This is a genomic window from Streptomyces inhibens (genome assembly GCF_022221585.1).
GTDB lineage: Bacteria > Actinomycetota > Actinomycetes > Streptomycetales > Streptomycetaceae > Streptomyces > Streptomyces inhibens.
In genome coordinates this window covers 6,924,689-6,940,069 of record NZ_CP084681.1, presented here as the reverse complement: position 1 = coordinate 6,940,069, position 15,381 = coordinate 6,924,689, and the positions used below count along the sequence as shown (strand labels likewise).

General features: G+C 70.0%; 12 protein-coding genes and 5 tRNA genes. 7 read left to right on the top strand and 10 right to left on the bottom strand.

The window, feature by feature from the left end:
* The first annotated feature begins 142 nt into the window (after nt 1-142).
* Nucleotides 143-859 (top strand): IclR family transcriptional regulator NdgR, encoded by a 717-nt coding sequence (ndgR, locus tag KI385_RS31475; protein WP_238575481.1) that lies wholly within the window; start codon nt 143-145, stop codon nt 857-859.
* 70 nt (nt 860-929) lie between these two features.
* Here ndgR and KI385_RS31470 read toward each other — a convergent pair whose 3' ends face one another.
* Nucleotides 930-1,412 carry a DUF4188 domain-containing protein gene (locus tag KI385_RS31470; RefSeq protein ID WP_238575480.1) on the bottom strand — a complete coding sequence of 161 codons (483 nt, stop codon included), beginning with the start codon at nt 1,410-1,412 and terminating at the stop codon, nt 930-932.
* A gap of 80 nt (nt 1,413-1,492) precedes the next feature.
* Here KI385_RS31470 and KI385_RS31465 point away from each other — a divergent pair, with 80 nt between their 5' ends.
* Nucleotides 1,493-2,140 (top strand): MerR family transcriptional regulator, encoded by a 648-nt coding sequence (locus tag KI385_RS31465; protein WP_238575479.1) that lies wholly within the window; start codon nt 1,493-1,495, stop codon nt 2,138-2,140.
* A 45-nt stretch (nt 2,141-2,185) separates the two neighbouring features.
* On the opposite strand, the gene KI385_RS31460 is transcribed toward KI385_RS31465, so the two are convergent.
* From KI385_RS31460 to KI385_RS31420, 9 genes are all read right to left on the bottom strand, one after another.
* Nucleotides 2,186-2,258 (bottom strand) — tRNA-Glu (locus KI385_RS31460).
* A gap of 41 nt (nt 2,259-2,299) precedes the next feature.
* Nucleotides 2,300-2,371, bottom strand: a tRNA-Gln gene (locus KI385_RS31455).
* Nucleotides 2,372-2,387: 16 nt separating this feature from the next.
* Nucleotides 2,388-2,460 (bottom strand) — tRNA-Glu (locus KI385_RS31450).
* Nucleotides 2,461-2,521: 61 nt separating this feature from the next.
* Nucleotides 2,522-2,594: transfer RNA gene (locus KI385_RS31445), tRNA-Glu, on the bottom strand.
* Nucleotides 2,595-2,615: 21 nt separating this feature from the next.
* Nucleotides 2,616-2,687, bottom strand: a tRNA-Gln gene (locus KI385_RS31440).
* A 90-nt stretch (nt 2,688-2,777) separates the two neighbouring features.
* Entirely contained in the window at nt 2,778-3,503 is a 726-nt protein-coding gene (locus KI385_RS31435; protein WP_238575478.1) for an HAD family hydrolase, read from the bottom strand.
* A gap of 81 nt (nt 3,504-3,584) precedes the next feature.
* Complete coding sequence (gltX, locus tag KI385_RS31430) at nt 3,585-5,063, bottom strand: glutamate--tRNA ligase (RefSeq protein WP_238575477.1); 1,479 nt, start codon at nt 5,061-5,063, stop codon at nt 3,585-3,587.
* On the bottom strand, nt 5,056-5,829 hold the full coding sequence (locus KI385_RS31425) for a fumarylacetoacetate hydrolase family protein (RefSeq protein ID WP_238575476.1): 774 nt from the start codon (nt 5,827-5,829) through the stop codon (nt 5,056-5,058). Before KI385_RS31425 ends, gltX begins: the two co-directional genes overlap by 8 nt.
* 105 nt (nt 5,830-5,934) lie before the next feature.
* Nucleotides 5,935-6,111: a hypothetical protein gene (locus KI385_RS31420; protein ID WP_238575475.1), complete on the bottom strand. Its 177-nt coding sequence runs from the start codon at nt 6,109-6,111 to the stop codon at nt 5,935-5,937.
* 607 nt (nt 6,112-6,718) lie between these two features.
* On the opposite strand from KI385_RS31420, the gene KI385_RS31415 reads away from it, so the two are divergent.
* The 5 genes from KI385_RS31415 (at nt 6,719) to KI385_RS31395 (ending at nt 15,376) form a co-directional block, all read left to right on the top strand.
* Entirely contained in the window at nt 6,719-10,387 is a 3,669-nt protein-coding gene (locus KI385_RS31415) for a sensor histidine kinase (protein ID WP_238575474.1), read from the top strand.
* A 9-nt stretch (nt 10,388-10,396) separates the two neighbouring features.
* Nucleotides 10,397-10,810: a roadblock/LC7 domain-containing protein gene (locus KI385_RS31410; protein ID WP_018087200.1), complete on the top strand. Its 414-nt coding sequence runs from the start codon at nt 10,397-10,399 to the stop codon at nt 10,808-10,810.
* Nucleotides 10,811-10,910: 100 nt separating this feature from the next.
* Nucleotides 10,911-11,321, top strand: a complete 411-nt coding sequence (locus KI385_RS31405) for a DUF742 domain-containing protein (protein WP_238575473.1) — start codon at nt 10,911-10,913, stop codon at nt 11,319-11,321.
* Complete coding sequence (locus KI385_RS31400; protein ID WP_238575472.1) at nt 11,302-11,889, top strand: GTP-binding protein; 588 nt, start codon at nt 11,302-11,304, stop codon at nt 11,887-11,889. The genes KI385_RS31405 and KI385_RS31400 overlap by 20 nt, the downstream gene beginning before the upstream one ends.
* 400 nt (nt 11,890-12,289) lie before the next feature.
* Entirely contained in the window at nt 12,290-15,376 is a 3,087-nt protein-coding gene (locus KI385_RS31395) for a sensor histidine kinase (RefSeq protein WP_238575471.1), read from the top strand.
* Nucleotides 15,377-15,381: the final 5 nt, after the last annotated feature.

The following is a 15,381-nucleotide window of genomic DNA, read 5'->3' as shown; positions in this document are numbered from 1 at the left end:
TTGCTCGTCCATGCGCGGTGCCCGCAGAAATCCCCCTGCCGGGCCGTACGCCGGGCCCTGGTCGAGGGCCACACCTACAGACTGACGACTTCCCTGGAAAATTGAACTTGCGTTTCACAGTGTGAGACGCGAGTATCGTTGCATGGACAACTCTAGCGGCGTCGGCGTTCTCGACAAGGCAGCTCTGGTTTTGAGTGCCCTGGAGTCCGGTCCGGCCACCCTCGCCGGGCTGGTCGCGGCGACAGGGCTTGCACGACCCACGGCTCACCGGCTGGCCGTGGCTCTGGAACACCACCGGATGGTGGCGAGGGACATGCAGGGCCGGTTCATCCTCGGCCCGCGGCTCTCCGAGCTGGCCGCGGCGGCCGGCGAGGACCGTCTGCTGGCCACGGCGGGACCGGTACTCACCCACCTACGCGATGTGACGGGCGAGAGCGCCCAGCTCTATCGCCGGCAGGGCGATATGCGTATCTGCGTGGCGGCGGCCGAGCGGCTGTCCGGACTGCGGGACACCGTCCCGGTCGGCTCCACGCTCCCCATGAAGGCCGGTTCGGCCGCCCAGATCCTGATGGCCTGGGAAGAGCCCGAGCGGCTGCACCGCGGTCTACAGGGCGCGCGCTTCACGGCCACCGCGCTCTCCGGCGTACGGCGCCGCGGCTGGGCCCAGTCGATCGGTGAGCGCGAGCCGGGCGTGGCGTCCGTCTCCGCCCCCGTACGCGGCCCCTCCAACCGCGTGGTGGCCGCCGTCTCGGTCTCCGGACCGATCGAGCGGCTGACCCGCCACCCGGGTCGTATGCACGCCCAGGCGGTCATCGACGCGGCCGCCCGCCTCTCCGAGGGCCTGCGCCGCAACAGCTGATCACAGCGCCCGGCCCCGCCCCTGCCCCACGATCCCCGCGGATCGGCGGGACGGGGCCGGGGCCCGGCGCTCAGACCGCCGGCCGGCCCGCGGCCGGCTCCCCGCGGCGGCCGACCGGCACCGCACCCAGGGCCTCCCCCAGCCCGAACGACGGCATATTGATGTAGATGCTCTCGTGCGCGCCCGCCGGGACGGCGAAGGTCTCGTGCCAGAAGCCGACCTTGTCCTTCCCCTCGCGCGCCCGCCGGTTGAACGCCGCCCACGCCGGCCGGTGCTCGCCACTCCGGTCCATCGCATAGGCCTGCAGCTTCTCCTTCGACTCCCAGTACTGGATGACGGCGAAATGCCGCGGGAGTCCCGGGAGCAGGCGATAGCCCAGCATCCCGCTATCCCGGTCCCGGGCCAGCTCCTTGATCATGCGCGGCATCGCCCGGAACACCGGCAGCCAACTGCGCACCGCGCGCCAGCTGTTGATCCGCATCCCGACGAGGAAGATCACCACCTCCCCGTCGCCGTCCGACGTCATCCGACCCTGCACCGGCTTGCCACCCACGACAGCCCCCTTCGACACATTGGATAGCGTCGCTATCCATGATTAGATAGTGACACTCTCCAATGGAAGGTGCAAGGGGTATGCGACTTGCGGAGCTGAGCGAGCGCAGCGGGGTGTCCACCGCCACGATCAAGTACTACCTGCGTGAACGGCTGCTACCTCCGGGCCGCCGGATCACCGCCACCCAGTCCGAGTACGACGCGGAGCATCTGCGCCGCCTGCGGCTCGTGCGGGCCCTGATCCAGGTCGGCCGGATACCGGTGAGCACCGCCCGGGAAGTGCTGGCCGCGGTCGAGGACGACGCCCGCGACCAGCTCTCACGCCTGGGCACGGCCATCGAGGCGCTCCCCCACGGCCCGGAGCCCGACGAGAGCGACCCCTCGACGGCGGTCGGCCGGCGCACCGCCACCCAGCTGCTGCGACGGCTCGACTGGCGCTTCAACCTCGAGATCGCGGACGGCTTCCCCGCCTTCCGGATGCTCGTCGCCGCCATCGCCGCGCTGCACCGCCTCGGCTACGCCTGCGACATCACACATCTGCTGCCCTACGCCCACCGGGCGGCACAGCTCGCGGTGGTCGACCTGGATCTGGTCGAGGAGTTCGGGACGCCGGCGGAGCAGGTGGAGGCGGCGGTGGCCCTGACGGTGCTCTACGAGCCGGTACTGCTGAGCCTGCGCCGGCTGGCGGAGGCCGAGGAGTCCAACAGGCGCTTCGGAACCGGCCGTTGACACGAAGAAGGCCCCCCGCATGATGCGGGGGGCCTTCTCTTCTTGTACCCCCGACCGGATTCGAACCGGCGCTACCGCCTTGAGAGGGCGGCGTGCTAGGCCGCTACACAACGGGGGCAAGTTTTCTTGCAGTTGAGCCTGTCGTAAAGACACGCTCCGCTGGGCTACCAGGACTCGAACCTAGACTAAATGAACCAGAATCACTCGTGCTGCCAATTACACCATAGCCCATGGTGGTTTAGACCAGTACCCCCGACCGGATTCGAACCGGCGCTACCGCCTTGAGAGGGCGGCGTGCTAGGCCGCTACACAACGGGGGCCCTAGCGATCCTGCATGAGTGACAGTGGGTGCGACCCGACTGTCTCCCTGGGAAGGATCTGTACCCCCGACCGGATTCGAACCGGCGCTACCGCCTTGAGAGGGCGGCGTGCTAGGCCGCTACACAACGGGGGCGTTGCAGATAAGCTCTGCGAGCTGGCCTACCAGGACTCGAACCTAGACTAACTGAACCAGAATCAGTCGTGCTGCCAATTACACCATAGGCCATCAAAGCGCAACCCCCTGTGCTGGGGGTCTTGTTTGACTTACGCTTCCCGGCCGGACCTCTCGGCCCTCTCGGGCGGCGCAGGAAGAACATTACCCGATCGTGGACGGGGCTCCAAAACCGATAACTCCGCGCAGCAGCTCGGGGAGCTCCGCCAGCCCGGCGATCCGCCGTACGCCCGGCGGCAGGTCCTCCCCGGTGTCCGTACGGTCCAGCCATATGGCGGTCAGCCCGGCATCCCGCGCGCCGAGCGCGTCGATGTCGAGACGGTCGCCGACGTAGGCGACCTCGGCGGGCGGCAGGCCCAGCGCCTCGCAGGCGCCGTGGAACGCCTCGCGGGCCGGTTTGGCATGACCCAGCTCGTCGGCGCAGACGATCGTCTCGAAGCGGGCGCGGATCCCCAGGGCGGTCAGCTTGCGCTCCTGGTTGGCGGTCGAGGAGTTGGACAACACCGCCTGCCGCACCAGCGGCGCAAGGGCCTCCAGCGCGGGTCCGGAGTCCGGGAAGAGGGTCCAGCACGCCTCGTAGTGGGCGACGTACCGGGCGAACCAGGCGTCCGCCTCGGCGTCGGAGAGCGCCACTCCCAAGAACGTCCGGGCGCGGCCCCTGCGGTGATCGAGAAACCCGACCTCACCGGCGAGGAACCGGGCGAACTCGGTCTCCATGGCGCTGCGCCAGCGGGCCAGCGCCACCTCCTCGCCGCCGTACGCGGCCACCAGCCCCTCGGCCCGGAGATGCCGCAGTACACCGGCACGGTCCGACCCGCTGTAGTCGAAGAGGGTGTCGTCGATGTCCCACAGGACGGCGCGAACGGGCATACGGGCAATCTAGCGGAGCCCCCGGATACACCACGGGCCCGGAAGCCGTGCGGCTTCCGGGCCCAGGGGCGTACGGCGACGTCAGCCGGCCAGCTTGGCCAGGGCCGCGTCGATGCGCTGGAGGGTGCGCTCCTTGCCGAGGACTTCGAGGGACTCGAAGAGCGGGAGGCCGACCGTGCGGCCGGTGACGGCCACCCGAACGGGGGCCTGGGCCTTGCCGAGCTTGAGGCCGTGCTCCTCGCCGGCGGCCAGGACGGCCTCCTTGAGGGACTCGGGGCTGGTCCAGTCGGCGTCGGCGAGCTTGGCGCGGGCCGTGGTGAGCAGGGCGGCCGGGTCGCCCTTCATCGCCTTCGCCCAGGACGCCTCGTCCTCGACCGGCTCCTTGAGGAACAGGAAGTCGACGTTGGCGGTGACGTCGGAGAGGACGGTGACGCGGGTCTGGGCGTGCGGGGCGATCGCCTCCCAGGCGGCCTGGTCGAAGTCCTCGGGGGCCCAGTTGGCGTGCGGGGCCTTCAGCCAGGGCTCGCAGGCCGCGGTGAAGTCCTTCACGTCCAGCTGCCTGATGTGGTCGGCGTTGATCGCCTCGGCCTTCTTCAGGTCGAAGCGGGCCGGGTTGGCGTTGACGTCCGCGATGTCGAACTTCTCGATCAGCTCGCTGACGGAGAAGATGTCCTGGTCTGCGGAGAACGACCAGCCGAGCAGCGCCAGGTAGTTGAGCAGGCCCTCGGGCAGGAAGCCGCGGTCGCGGTAGAGGTTGAGGGACGCCTGCGGGTCGCGCTTGGAGAGCTTCTTGTTGCCCTCGCCCATGACGTAGGGGAGGTGGCCGAAGGCCGGAATCTCCTTGGCCACACCCAGTTCGATCAGGGCCTTGTAGAGGGCGATCTGGCGGGGGGTGGAGGAGAGCAGGTCCTCGCCGCGCAGGACGTGGGTGATCCCCATCAGGGCGTCGTCGATGGGGTTGACGAGGGTGTACAGCGGCGCGCCGTTGGCGCGGACGATGCCGTAGTCCGGGACGTTCTCCGGGGTGAAGGTCAGCTCGCCGCGCACCAGGTCGGTGAAGGTGATCGGCTCGTCGGGCATCCGGAAGCGGACGATGGAGGTACGGCCCTCGGCCTCGTACGCGGCCTTCTGCTCGGCGGTCAGCTCGCGGCACGTGCCGTCGTAGCCGGAGGGCCTGCCGGCCTGGCGGGCGGCCTCACGGCGGGCGTCCAGCTCTTCGGTGGTGCAGTAGCAGTGGTAGGCGTGGCCGGCGGCGAGGAGCTTGTCGGCGACGTCCTTGTAGATGTCCATCCGCTGGGACTGGCGGTACGGCGCGTGCGGGCCGCCGACCTCAGGGCCCTCGTCCCAGTCGAAGCCGAGCCAGTGGAAGGAGTCCAGCAGCTGCTGGTAGGACTCTTCGGAGTCGCGGGCCGCGTCGGTGTCCTCGATGCGGAAGACCAGGGAGCCCTTGTTGTGCCGTGCGTAGGCCCAGTTGAACAGGGCGGTACGGATCAGGCCGACATGGGGGTTACCGGTCGGGGAGGGACAGAAACGGACGCGGACGGGGGTCGCGTTAGCCACGCTTGATCACCTTGTTGGTGAGAGTGCCGATGCCTTCGATGGTGACGGCGACCTCGTCGCCGACGTTGAGGGGGCCGACCCCGGCCGGGGTGCCCGTGAGGATGACGTCGCCGGGGAGCAGCGTCATCGCCTCGGTGATGTGGACGATCAGGTCCTCGATCGGGCGGAGCATGTCGCTGGTGCGGCCGAGCTGGCGCTGTTCGCCGTTGACGGTGCACTGGATCGTGAGGCCCTCGGCGATATCCGCCGGGGCGAGATCGGTCTCGACCCAGGGGCCGAGCGGGCAGGAGCTGTCGAAGCCCTTGGCCCGCGCCCACTGCTTCTCGCGCTGCTGGACGTCGCGTGCGGTGATGTCGTTGGCGCAGGTGTAGCCGAGGATGACGTCCTTGACGCGCTCACGGGGCACCTCACGGCACATCCGGCCGATGACGACGGCGAGCTCCGCCTCGTGGTGCACCTCCTGGGAGAAGGAGGGGTACGCGATGGGGTCGCCGGGGCCGATCACGGAGGTGGACGGCTTGAAGAAGGTGACCGGCACGTCCGGGACCGCATTGCCCAGCTCGGCGGCGTGTTCGGCGTAGTTGCGGCCGATCGCCACGACCTTGTTGGGCAGGACCGGCGGCAGCAGGCGGATCTTGTCGAGGGGGACCTTTTGGCCCGAGCGCTCGAATTCGGCGAAGGGGTGCCCCTTGATGACGTCGAGTTCGTCGCCCTCGACGACGCCGAAGCCGACGTTGCCGTCGATGGAGAATCTGGCGATGCGCACGGGTTGCCGCTGCCCCTCATTGATCACTGGCCGGAGTTGACACTCCAGGCTATCGCGGGGGCGCGGCCGCTCCGTCGTCCTTTATGGCCTGTTCCCCTGCTTCCGCTACGCCGGGACGTCCTGCTTGGGCGCGTCCATCAGGACGGTGCGGCGAGGGTTGGCGGTCTGCGCGGGGAGTTCGACGGTGTGCTCCGGCACCTCGGGGGCCGCGGTGCCGAGCTCGTCGGCGTCCGTGAGGTGGGCCAGGGTGGTGCGCCGCGGGTTGGCTATGTTGCGGAACATCGTCGTCGTCTTCACTGCTGTATGCCTCGCGATGTCGAAAGGGTCGGGAAAGGGGTTGCGGAAACCTGCCTTGTCGTTTCCGGCAACCATGTAAAGCGTCAGGCTAAGCGCGCTATTCCCTGCGAAGTGGTGGGGAACTCGACGATCTTCTTGTGAGTTTGCTCACGAACTGTGCGACAAATGCCGCATTTCCCTTGATCAACATCTATGGGCGAATCGGACAATGGCGGATTGAACCGCACGTTCCGCTCTGGATCACCGCACCTGGGACAGCCCGCAAGGGCGCACGACTCGCGGGCAAAAGTCCGTTATTTACCGCGAGACTCTCTACAAGTCGTGACGCGGCCCGTACATTGCGTCACTCATTGCACAGCGAGCGGCTCTGCTCTTGTTGGAGATCCTGCACTGTGCTGGAATTCCACGGACCGCCGCACGTTTCAGCCGGCGCGCAGGGCGCAAAGTGGCGCCGCGCGGTGGTGCCGCTCTCTCGGCCAGAGGGGGCAGCCCGCCGGTCAATCACGACCGCCATGGGGGACTTAGCGGTCCCCTATACGACTCGACACCGTCCCGCTGTGGTGGGACGCCTGGTCCAGAGGTTGCGACGCTAGTGCAGGGACGTTTCAAGAGGGATGGCAGCGCTGCGGCGGACCCGGAGCTGCGCGGCGGGACAGACCGCGCCTCCTCGCCCCAGCGCGCCCAGAGCAACGGCTCCGCGGGCGGCACTGTGCCGGCCGACCGGAGCGGCCAGGCGCCGGCCGTCGAGGCCGCGGACAGCACTGCGCCCAAGGAGCCGAAGGGCCCCACTGGGCCCGGCTCGCGAATAGCGCTGCGTAACTGGCGCATCAGTACCCGTCTGGTCTCCCTGCTCGCGCTACCCGTTGTCGCCGCGACCACGCTGGGTGGCATGCGCATCGCCACGTCGCTGGAGAACATCGACCAGCTCGACAAGATGCAGCTGCTCACCGAGATGACCCGGCAGGCGACCGAGCTCGCCGACGCGTTGCAGGTGGAGCGGGACAAGTCGGCCGGTCCGCTGGCCGGCAGCGGCAACGTCAAGGACGACGCCAACGTCGTCGCGCCCCGTGAGGCGACCGACCGCGCCCGGCTGTCGTTCAACCAGGCCACCGACGACATCCGTGGCCAGGACGCCACGATGACCGGTATCCACTCGACCGTCCTTGAGATCACCCGCCAGCTCAACAAGCTCAACGAGATCCGCACCAACGCGTACAAGGACGAAGACAACAGCGGGCGGACCGTCACCAGCTACAACCAGCTGATCAACTCGCTGCTGTCGCTCTCCCAGGACATGGCGCAGGCGACCAGCAACCCGGAGATGATCCGCAGTACCCGTGCGCTGGCGGCGTTCTCGTCGGCCAAGGAGTACGCGTCGATCCAGCGCGCCCTGGTCAGTGCCGGCCTCGCCCACAGCGGCGGCCCCCAACTGTCCTCCAACGACCGGCTGGCCGGCCGTAACGCCGAGGACAGCGAGAAGGCGGCCCGCGAGCGCTTCTCGCAGATCTACGCCAACAACACCGGCAACAGCGCCGACGGGCTCACCCGCGGTCTGGACGGCAGCAACGACGAGATCAAGGCCGCGGTCGCCTTCGCGCACCGCGCCTTCAACAGCAGTGACGGCATCCGCAGCCAGGACTACCGGTACCTCGACTGGTACGACTCCGACACCGTCAAGATCGACGAGATGTCGCGGATCGAGACCACGCTGCTCTCGGAGATGGAGCAGAAGTCCCGCGAGCTGCGCAACGAGGCCACCCAGTCCGCGATCATCAGCGGTGCGCTGATCCTGCTCGTCCTCGGCGTCTCGCTGGTCGGCGCGTTCGTCGTGGCGCGGTCCATGGTCCGCTCGCTGCGCCGACTGCAGGACACCGCGCAGAAGGTCGCCCAGGACCGGCTGCCCGAGCTGGTCAAGCAGCTGTCCGAGTCCGACCCGCAGGACGTGGACACCTCCGTCGAGTCGGTCGGTGTGCACAGCCGGGACGAGATCGGCCGGGTGGCCGCGGCCTTCGACGACGTGCACCGCGAGGCGGTCCGCCTCGCCTCCGAGCAGGCGCTGCTGCGGGGCAACGTCAACGCGATGTTCACCAACCTCTCGCGGCGTTCCCAGGGTCTGATCCAGCGCCAGCTCTCGCTGATCTCCGAGCTGGAGTCCCGCGAGGCCGACCCGGACCAGCTGTCCTCGCTCTTCAAGCTCGACCACCTCGCCACGCGTATGCGCCGTAACGGTGAGAACCTCCTGGTCCTCGCGGGTGAGGAGCCCGGGCGCCGGTGGACGCGGCCGGTCCCGCTGGTCGACGTGCTCCGTGCCGCCGCCTCCGAGGTGGAGCAGTACGAGCGGATCGAGCTCAGCGCCGTTCCGCAGACCGAGGTCGCCGGCCGGGTCGTCAACGACCTCGTGCACCTGCTCGCCGAGCTGCTGGAGAACGCCACCTCGTTCTCCTCCCCGCAGACCAAGGTCAAGGTCACCGGTCACGCACTGCCCGACGGCCGGGTGCTGGTCGAAATCCACGACACCGGTATCGGTCTGTCGCCCGAGGACCTCTCGGCGATCAACGAGCGGCTCGCCAGCCCGCCGACCGTGGACGTCTCGGTGTCCCGGCGGATGGGTCTGTTCGTGGTCGGCCGACTGTCGCTGCGACACGGCATCCGTATCCAGCTGCGGCCCTCCGACTCCGGCGGCACCACCGCGCTGGTCATGCTGCCGGTCGATGTCGCACAGGGCGGCAAGAAGCCGGCGCCGAGCAACGCCAAGGGCGGTGCCGGCGACGTCGGCGGCGGGCAGTCCAGCCGGCTCGCGGGGCTGCAGCCGCGCGGTCAGGTCGGTGCGGGCCCCTCGGCCGGCGGGCGCCCCGCGCTGCCCGGTCGCGGCGGTCCCGGCGGCGGCGCGCCGAACGCCTTCGGTGCCCCCGCGGCCCCGGGCCGTACGGCACCTCCCGGTGCGACTCCCCCCGGCGCGACTCCCCCCGGCGCAGCCTCCTTTGGCGCACCGGCGCAGGGCGGCGACACCCGTCCCTCCGCCGGCCGTCCCGGTGCCCCGCGCCCCTCGCTGCCCACCCGTGGTGCGGACAGCGGCCCGGCGCCCACCGTGGCGCCGCCGACCGGCGCACCGCGCCGCGAGGAGCGTCCGCAGCTGCCGCCGCGCAACGCCGCGGCCGAGCTGCCGGGCGGTCCGTCCACCGGCGGCCAGGGCGGCCAGGACAGCCAGGACCGGAGCGGTCAGCAGCCGGGCGGTACGAGCTGGGGTTCGCGCCGTGAGCGCGGCGCCGCCGACGACTGGCCGCTGGCGCCCCGCGAGGCGCAGGACCGGCCGCGTGGCCACGAGGAGCCGGACACCACCGGCAGCTTCGAGCGCCCCGCGCCGAGCGGCGGCCCCGGCGACACCACGCCGTTCGCCCGTCCCGACTTCAACGGCCCGCCGCCCGCGGCGGAAGGCTCCCAGGACGCGCTCCCGGCCGGCCGGGGTGCCGGCGGCGCGTACGACAACGACCAGTACGAGACGGGCCAGTTCCGGCAGCTCGACAGCGACACCGGCCAGTACGAGACGGGTAGCTACCAGCAGCCCGACAGCGACACCGGCCAGTACGACACCGGGCAGTACCAGACCGGCCAGTTCCAGCGGCCGGAAGCGGACCGCGCCGGGTTCGCCGACGAGCGGCAGAACACCGGCCAGTTCCCCGTGCAGCAGCAGCCGCAGGAGCGCGATGCGCGGTCCGAGGATGTGCTCGGCGGCGCGGACGCCGGTCCCGGTGACGGCCGTACGCCGATCTTCGACACGATCGAGTCCAACTGGTTCAACCACCCGGCGGCCGCCGCTGCCGGTGTGCCGCCGCAGGGCGCCGAGCCGGTCGAGCCGGCCGACGCGCCGCGGATGCCGCGCCGCGGGGCCGCGCAGGACGGCGCCCCGCGCGCCGACGCGCCGGTCAACGGCGCCCGCAACAGTGCGCCGGCCGAAGCCGCGCAGTGGCGCAGCTCGCCGAACGACGAGACCTGGCGGCAGGCGGAGCAGATCCGCCAGCCCGCAGCCGGCGGTATCACCACCTCCGGGCTGCCCCGAAGGGTCCCGCGGGCGAACCTCGTCGCGGGCACCGCGCAACAGCAGCAGTCCACCCAGAGCGGTCCACAGGTCTCGCGTGCGCCCAGCGAGGTACGGGGCCGGCTGACCAATCTTCGTCGGGGTATCCAGCAGGGCCGGCAGGCCGGGACATCGTCCACGGGCAACCACGGCATTGTCGACCCCACTCACCAGCAGGAGCGTTAGTTGAGTCCGATGAGCCAGGCGGCGCAGAATCTGAACTGGTTGATCACCAACTTCGTGGACAACACCCCCGGGGTGTCCCACACGGTGGTGGTCTCCGCGGACGGACTGCTCCTCGCGATGTCCGAGGGCTTTCCCCGCGACCGTGCCGACCAGTTGGCGGCGGTGGCCTCCGGGCTGACCTCGCTGACCTCCGGTGCGTCCCGCATCTTCGAGGGCGGGACCGTCAACCAGACCGTGGTGGAGATGGAGCGTGGCTTCCTCTTCATCATGTCCGTCTCCGACGGATCGTCGCTGGCCGTCCTGGCGCACCCCGAGTGCGACATCGGCCTCGTCGGTTACGAGATGGCTCTGCTGGTCGACCGCGCGGGCACGGTGCTGACGCCCGACCTGCGCGCCGAACTGCAGGGCAGCCTGCTGCACTGAGGCGTCCGCAGCGCCCCCGTTCAGCAATCCACCACCCGTTCAAGCCGCACCCCCCACCGGCCCAACCCGACGACAGTCAGCTGTCCCGTCCGGAGGACCCATGACCCCGCCACCTGCCACTTCCGGCCCGTACGGCGCCTACAGCCAAGCGCCGTACGGGAGCGAAGGTGACCAGCCGCTGGTGCGCCCGTACGCCATGACCGGAGGCCGGACCAGGCCGCGCTACCAGCTCGCCATCGAGGCACTGGTCAGCACGACCGCCGACCCCTCTCAGCTGCCCGGGCTGCTGCCCGAGCACCAGCGGATCTGCCACCTGTGTCGCGAGGTGAAGTCGGTCGCCGAGGTTTCCGCACTGCTGCACATCCCGCTGGGTGTGGCGCGGATTCTGGTCGCGGACCTGGCCGAGGCCGGGATGGTGGCGATCCACCAGCCCGGTGGCAGTGGCGAGGCCGGTGGCACGCCGGACGTGACCTTGCTGGAGAGGGTGCTCAGTGGACTTCGCAACCTCTGACAGCGGCGGGGGCCAGGCCCGCGCCACGACGTCCGCCAAGATCGTCGTGGCGGGCGGCTTCGGTGTGGGCAAGACCACCTTCGTCGGTGCGGTCTCGGAGATCAATCCGCTGCGTACGGAGGCCGTGATGACCTCCGCCTCGGCGGGGATCGACGACCTCAGCCACGTCCAGGACAAGACCACAACGACCGTGGCGATGGACTTCGGCCGTATCACCCTGGACCAGGACCTGATCCTGTACCTGTTCGGTACGCCCGGTCAGGACCGCTTCTGGTTCATGTGGGACGACCTGGTCCGCGGCGCGATCGGCGCGGTGGTGCTGGTCGACACCCGCCGGCTCGCCGACTGCTTCCCGGCCGTCGACTACTTCGAGAACAGCGGCCTGCCGTTCGTCATCGCCCTCAACGGCTTCGAGGGGCACCAGCCGTACACCCCCGACGAGGTCCGTGAGGCGCTGCAGATCGGCCCCGGGACCCCAATCATCACCACCGACGCACGGCACCGCAACGAGGCCAAGAGCGCGCTCATCACGCTCGTGGAGCACGCGCTGATGGCCCGCCTGCGCTAGGGCTCGCGTACGGCCCGTCCCACAACCGGCACGGGCCGTACGGAGTAGTGATCGGCCCGGTGCGCCGCCCTGCCCCGGGCCGGTTCCCGCCATCCATCAATGGATCTGTGTCCTTCGACACGCCCACAAATTTGCTTCATAACGTTTCGACAGTGAATCAGCGGGCTTTCGACACCCCGCGCGCATGCCCGGCTTCGCTGCGCTCACATTTCTCCTGCCTTTTGGCGCGGCTCGCCCTTAACGCCCCTTTTATCTAAGGCTCTTCTTCGCCCGCTCCGACTTTGTCCAGTGTTTGGAACGCACAGCCCTGACGTGCTGAAATTCGCTGAACTCCGGAGTAGGAACGCCCAGAAGAAACGGCACAGCAGGTCAGTGCCGGCGCCGAGAGGTTGTTGGTCGAGTGAGGCGAAGCAAGTCGAGCCCCGAGCCGCAGGAACCGCGGCGGGGCAACTTCACCCCGCCACCCAGAGGTGGCCTACCGGCTTCCGACGCGCCCGAAGACACGGTCGCGAAGCCTCCGGTCAGCGGCGGTAAGTACTCCCCGCGCAACTGGCGTGTGGCGACCCGTCTGAACGCCATCCTGCTGATCCCCGTACTCGTCGCCCTGGTCTTCGGCGGCCTGCGGGTGAACAGCTCGTTCGGCACCTGGCAGGAAGCGCAGGACGCGGAGAACACCGCGAAGCTGGTGCGCGCCGCGCTTTCCTACAGCACCGCCCTCATCGACGAGCGTGACCGCACCGCGGCGCCGCTGCTCAAGGGCAAGAAGGACGACCCGGTCGTGCAGCAGGCGCGGGACGCCACCGACGCCGCCGGGGACAAGTTCCACGAGGCCGCCAAGGCGATGCCCGACAAGCCGGGCCTCAAGCGCCGGCTCGCGGCGTTCGAGAAGACCGAGCCCAAGCTGGAGCAGCTGCGCCAGGCCGCCTACACCTCCAAGCTGCGCGGCGTGCAGACCGAAGAGGGTTACGTCGGGATCCAGCACCCGCTCATGGAGTTCGCCAACGAACTGGGCCTGGGCACCGGCAACATCACCTCCTACGGCCGTACCGTCTACGCCGTCGCGCTGGCCAAGGCCGCCGAGTCGCTGCAGCGCTCCATCGGCACCCACCTCCTGGTCGACCCGGCGTCCCCGCAGGGCGGCAAGGAGCACAAGCTGCAGCTGACCGCCTTCGCGTCGTACCGCTACCTGGAGGGCATCGCCATCGGCGAGTACACCTCCGGCGGTACGCCCGAGGACGTCCAGCGGCTGACGGACGACGCCGCGGCCCTCAAGAAGGCCGCGCAGCAGAAGATCGCACAGGCGAAGGAGCAGGCGCAGGCCGCCGGCCAGCCGTTCCGCACCCCGCCGTCGATCGACCAGATGTCCTCCCTGATCGCCACCGGCGCGGCGCCGGAGGCGCTGAGCGTGCGGGGCGTCACCTCCGACACCTACTTCGCGGCCGCGTCCGGCAAGTTCGACATGTACCGGTCCATCGAGAAGGACCTGGCGGACAAGGCCGTGAACGAGGCGGCGCAGATCGCCGAGGACGCCCGGCAGTCCACCTTCGTCGACTCCGGCATCGTGGTGGCCGCGCTGATCGTCGCGTTCCTGGTGGCCGGCATGATGGCCCGCCGGATGAGCCGCAACATGCGCGCCCTGCGCACCGCCGCCTTCGGCATCGCCGAGCAGCGGCTGCCGATGCTGGTCGACCAGCTCTCGCGGACGGACCCGGGCCGGGTCGACACCCGCGTGACGCCCATCCCGATCTCCACCACCGACGAGATCGGCGAGGTCGCCCGCGCCTTCGACCAGGTGCACCGTGAGGCCGTCCGGCTCGCCGCCGAGCAGGCCCTGCTGCGGGGCAACGTCAACGCGATCTTCACCAACCTCTCCAGCCGTAACCAGGGTCTGATCGAGCGCCAGCTGGAGCTGATCACCGACCTGGAGAACAACGAGGCGGACCCGGACCAGCTGGAGAGCCTCTTCCGGCTCGACCACCTCGCCACGCGTATGCGGCGCAACGGCGAGAACCTCCTCATCCTCGCGGGCGAGGAGCCCGGCCGCCGCTGGAACCAGCCGGTGCCGCTGGTCGACGTCCTGCGGGCGGCGATCAGTGAGGTCGAGTCGTACGAGCGAATAGACCTCACCGGCGTCCCCGAGAGCGAGATCCACGGCACCGCCGTGACCGACCTCGTGCACCTGCTGTCGGAGCTGCTGGAGAACGCCACCACGTTCTCCTCCCCGCAGACCAAGGTGCGGGTGGCCGCGACCCGGCTGCCCGACGGCCGGGTGATGATCGAGATCCACGACAAGGGCATCGGGCTGACCCCCGAGGACTTCACGGACATCAACCACAAGCTGGCCAACCCGCCGAGCGTGGATGCCGCGATCTCCCAGCGCATGGGCCTGTTCGTGGTCGGCCGGCTGGCCGACCGGCACGGGATCCGGGTGCAGCTGCGCCCCTCCGGCGAGCAGGCTGGCACCACGTCCCTGGTCATGCTGCCCGAGGCGATCACCCACGGTGGTGGCGGCGAGGAGCAGTACGAGGACGACTTCACGGTCTCGCGGATCGTGCCGGAGCATCAGCACGCTTCGTACGACAGCCAGCAGCGCACCGCCGCCGAGCTGGGCTTCGACGACAGCCGCTACGGCCGGTCGGGCGACGCCGCGGAGCTGGACATGGTGGGCCGCTCGCTGCTCCGCGAGGAGCGCCGGGCAGCGCTGGAGGCCCAGACGGTGGGTGATCAGCCGGCCGAGCAGGGCGCTGAGCATCCATTCTTCCGGGACGAGGCACCGGCCGACGGCGGCTACCAGGGCTACCCCGCCCAGGGATATGCGGAAGCTGATCAGCCGCTCTACGACGACCGCTCCCACGGCGGCCAGGCATTCGGCGATCCGGGCTTCTCGGAGACCACGGGCCAGCAGCCCTATGTCTCCCACGAAGCGGCACAGCCGGACGAATGGGCCGAACGCCCCTCGTTCGAGGGCTACTTCGGGACCGAAGCGGAATCCGACCGGAATACAACTGCCGCTCCCGCTGGCGCTCCTGAGCGCGTACCATTCGAGCGTCCGGGCCCCACACCGAGCGACGCTCCCTCGCTGACGGACGCCGGCCTTCCGCGCCGCGGAGGCCGCGACCAGCAGGCACCGCAGGTGCAACAGCAGCGGAGCGCGCCGGAGACCGGCCAGGACGACTCGGACTGGCGCAGCTCCAACGACGAGCGCTGGGAGCGGGCGGAGCGGCTGCGCGAGCCGAAGGCGGGCGGAGTCACAGCCTCCGGCCTCCCCCGGCGGGTGCCCAAGGCCAACCTGGTCGAGGGCGCCGCGGAGCAGACCCCGCAGGGCGGCCCTCAGGTCTCCCGCGCCCCGGAGGATGTCCGCGGCAGGCTGAGCAACCTGCGCCGCGGTGTCCAGCAGGGACGCAACGTCGGCACGGACCCCTCCGGGGTCCCCCAGAATGACCAACAGGGCTTCGGCCCCGGCAGCACCTACGATCAGGAGCGTTAGTGTGA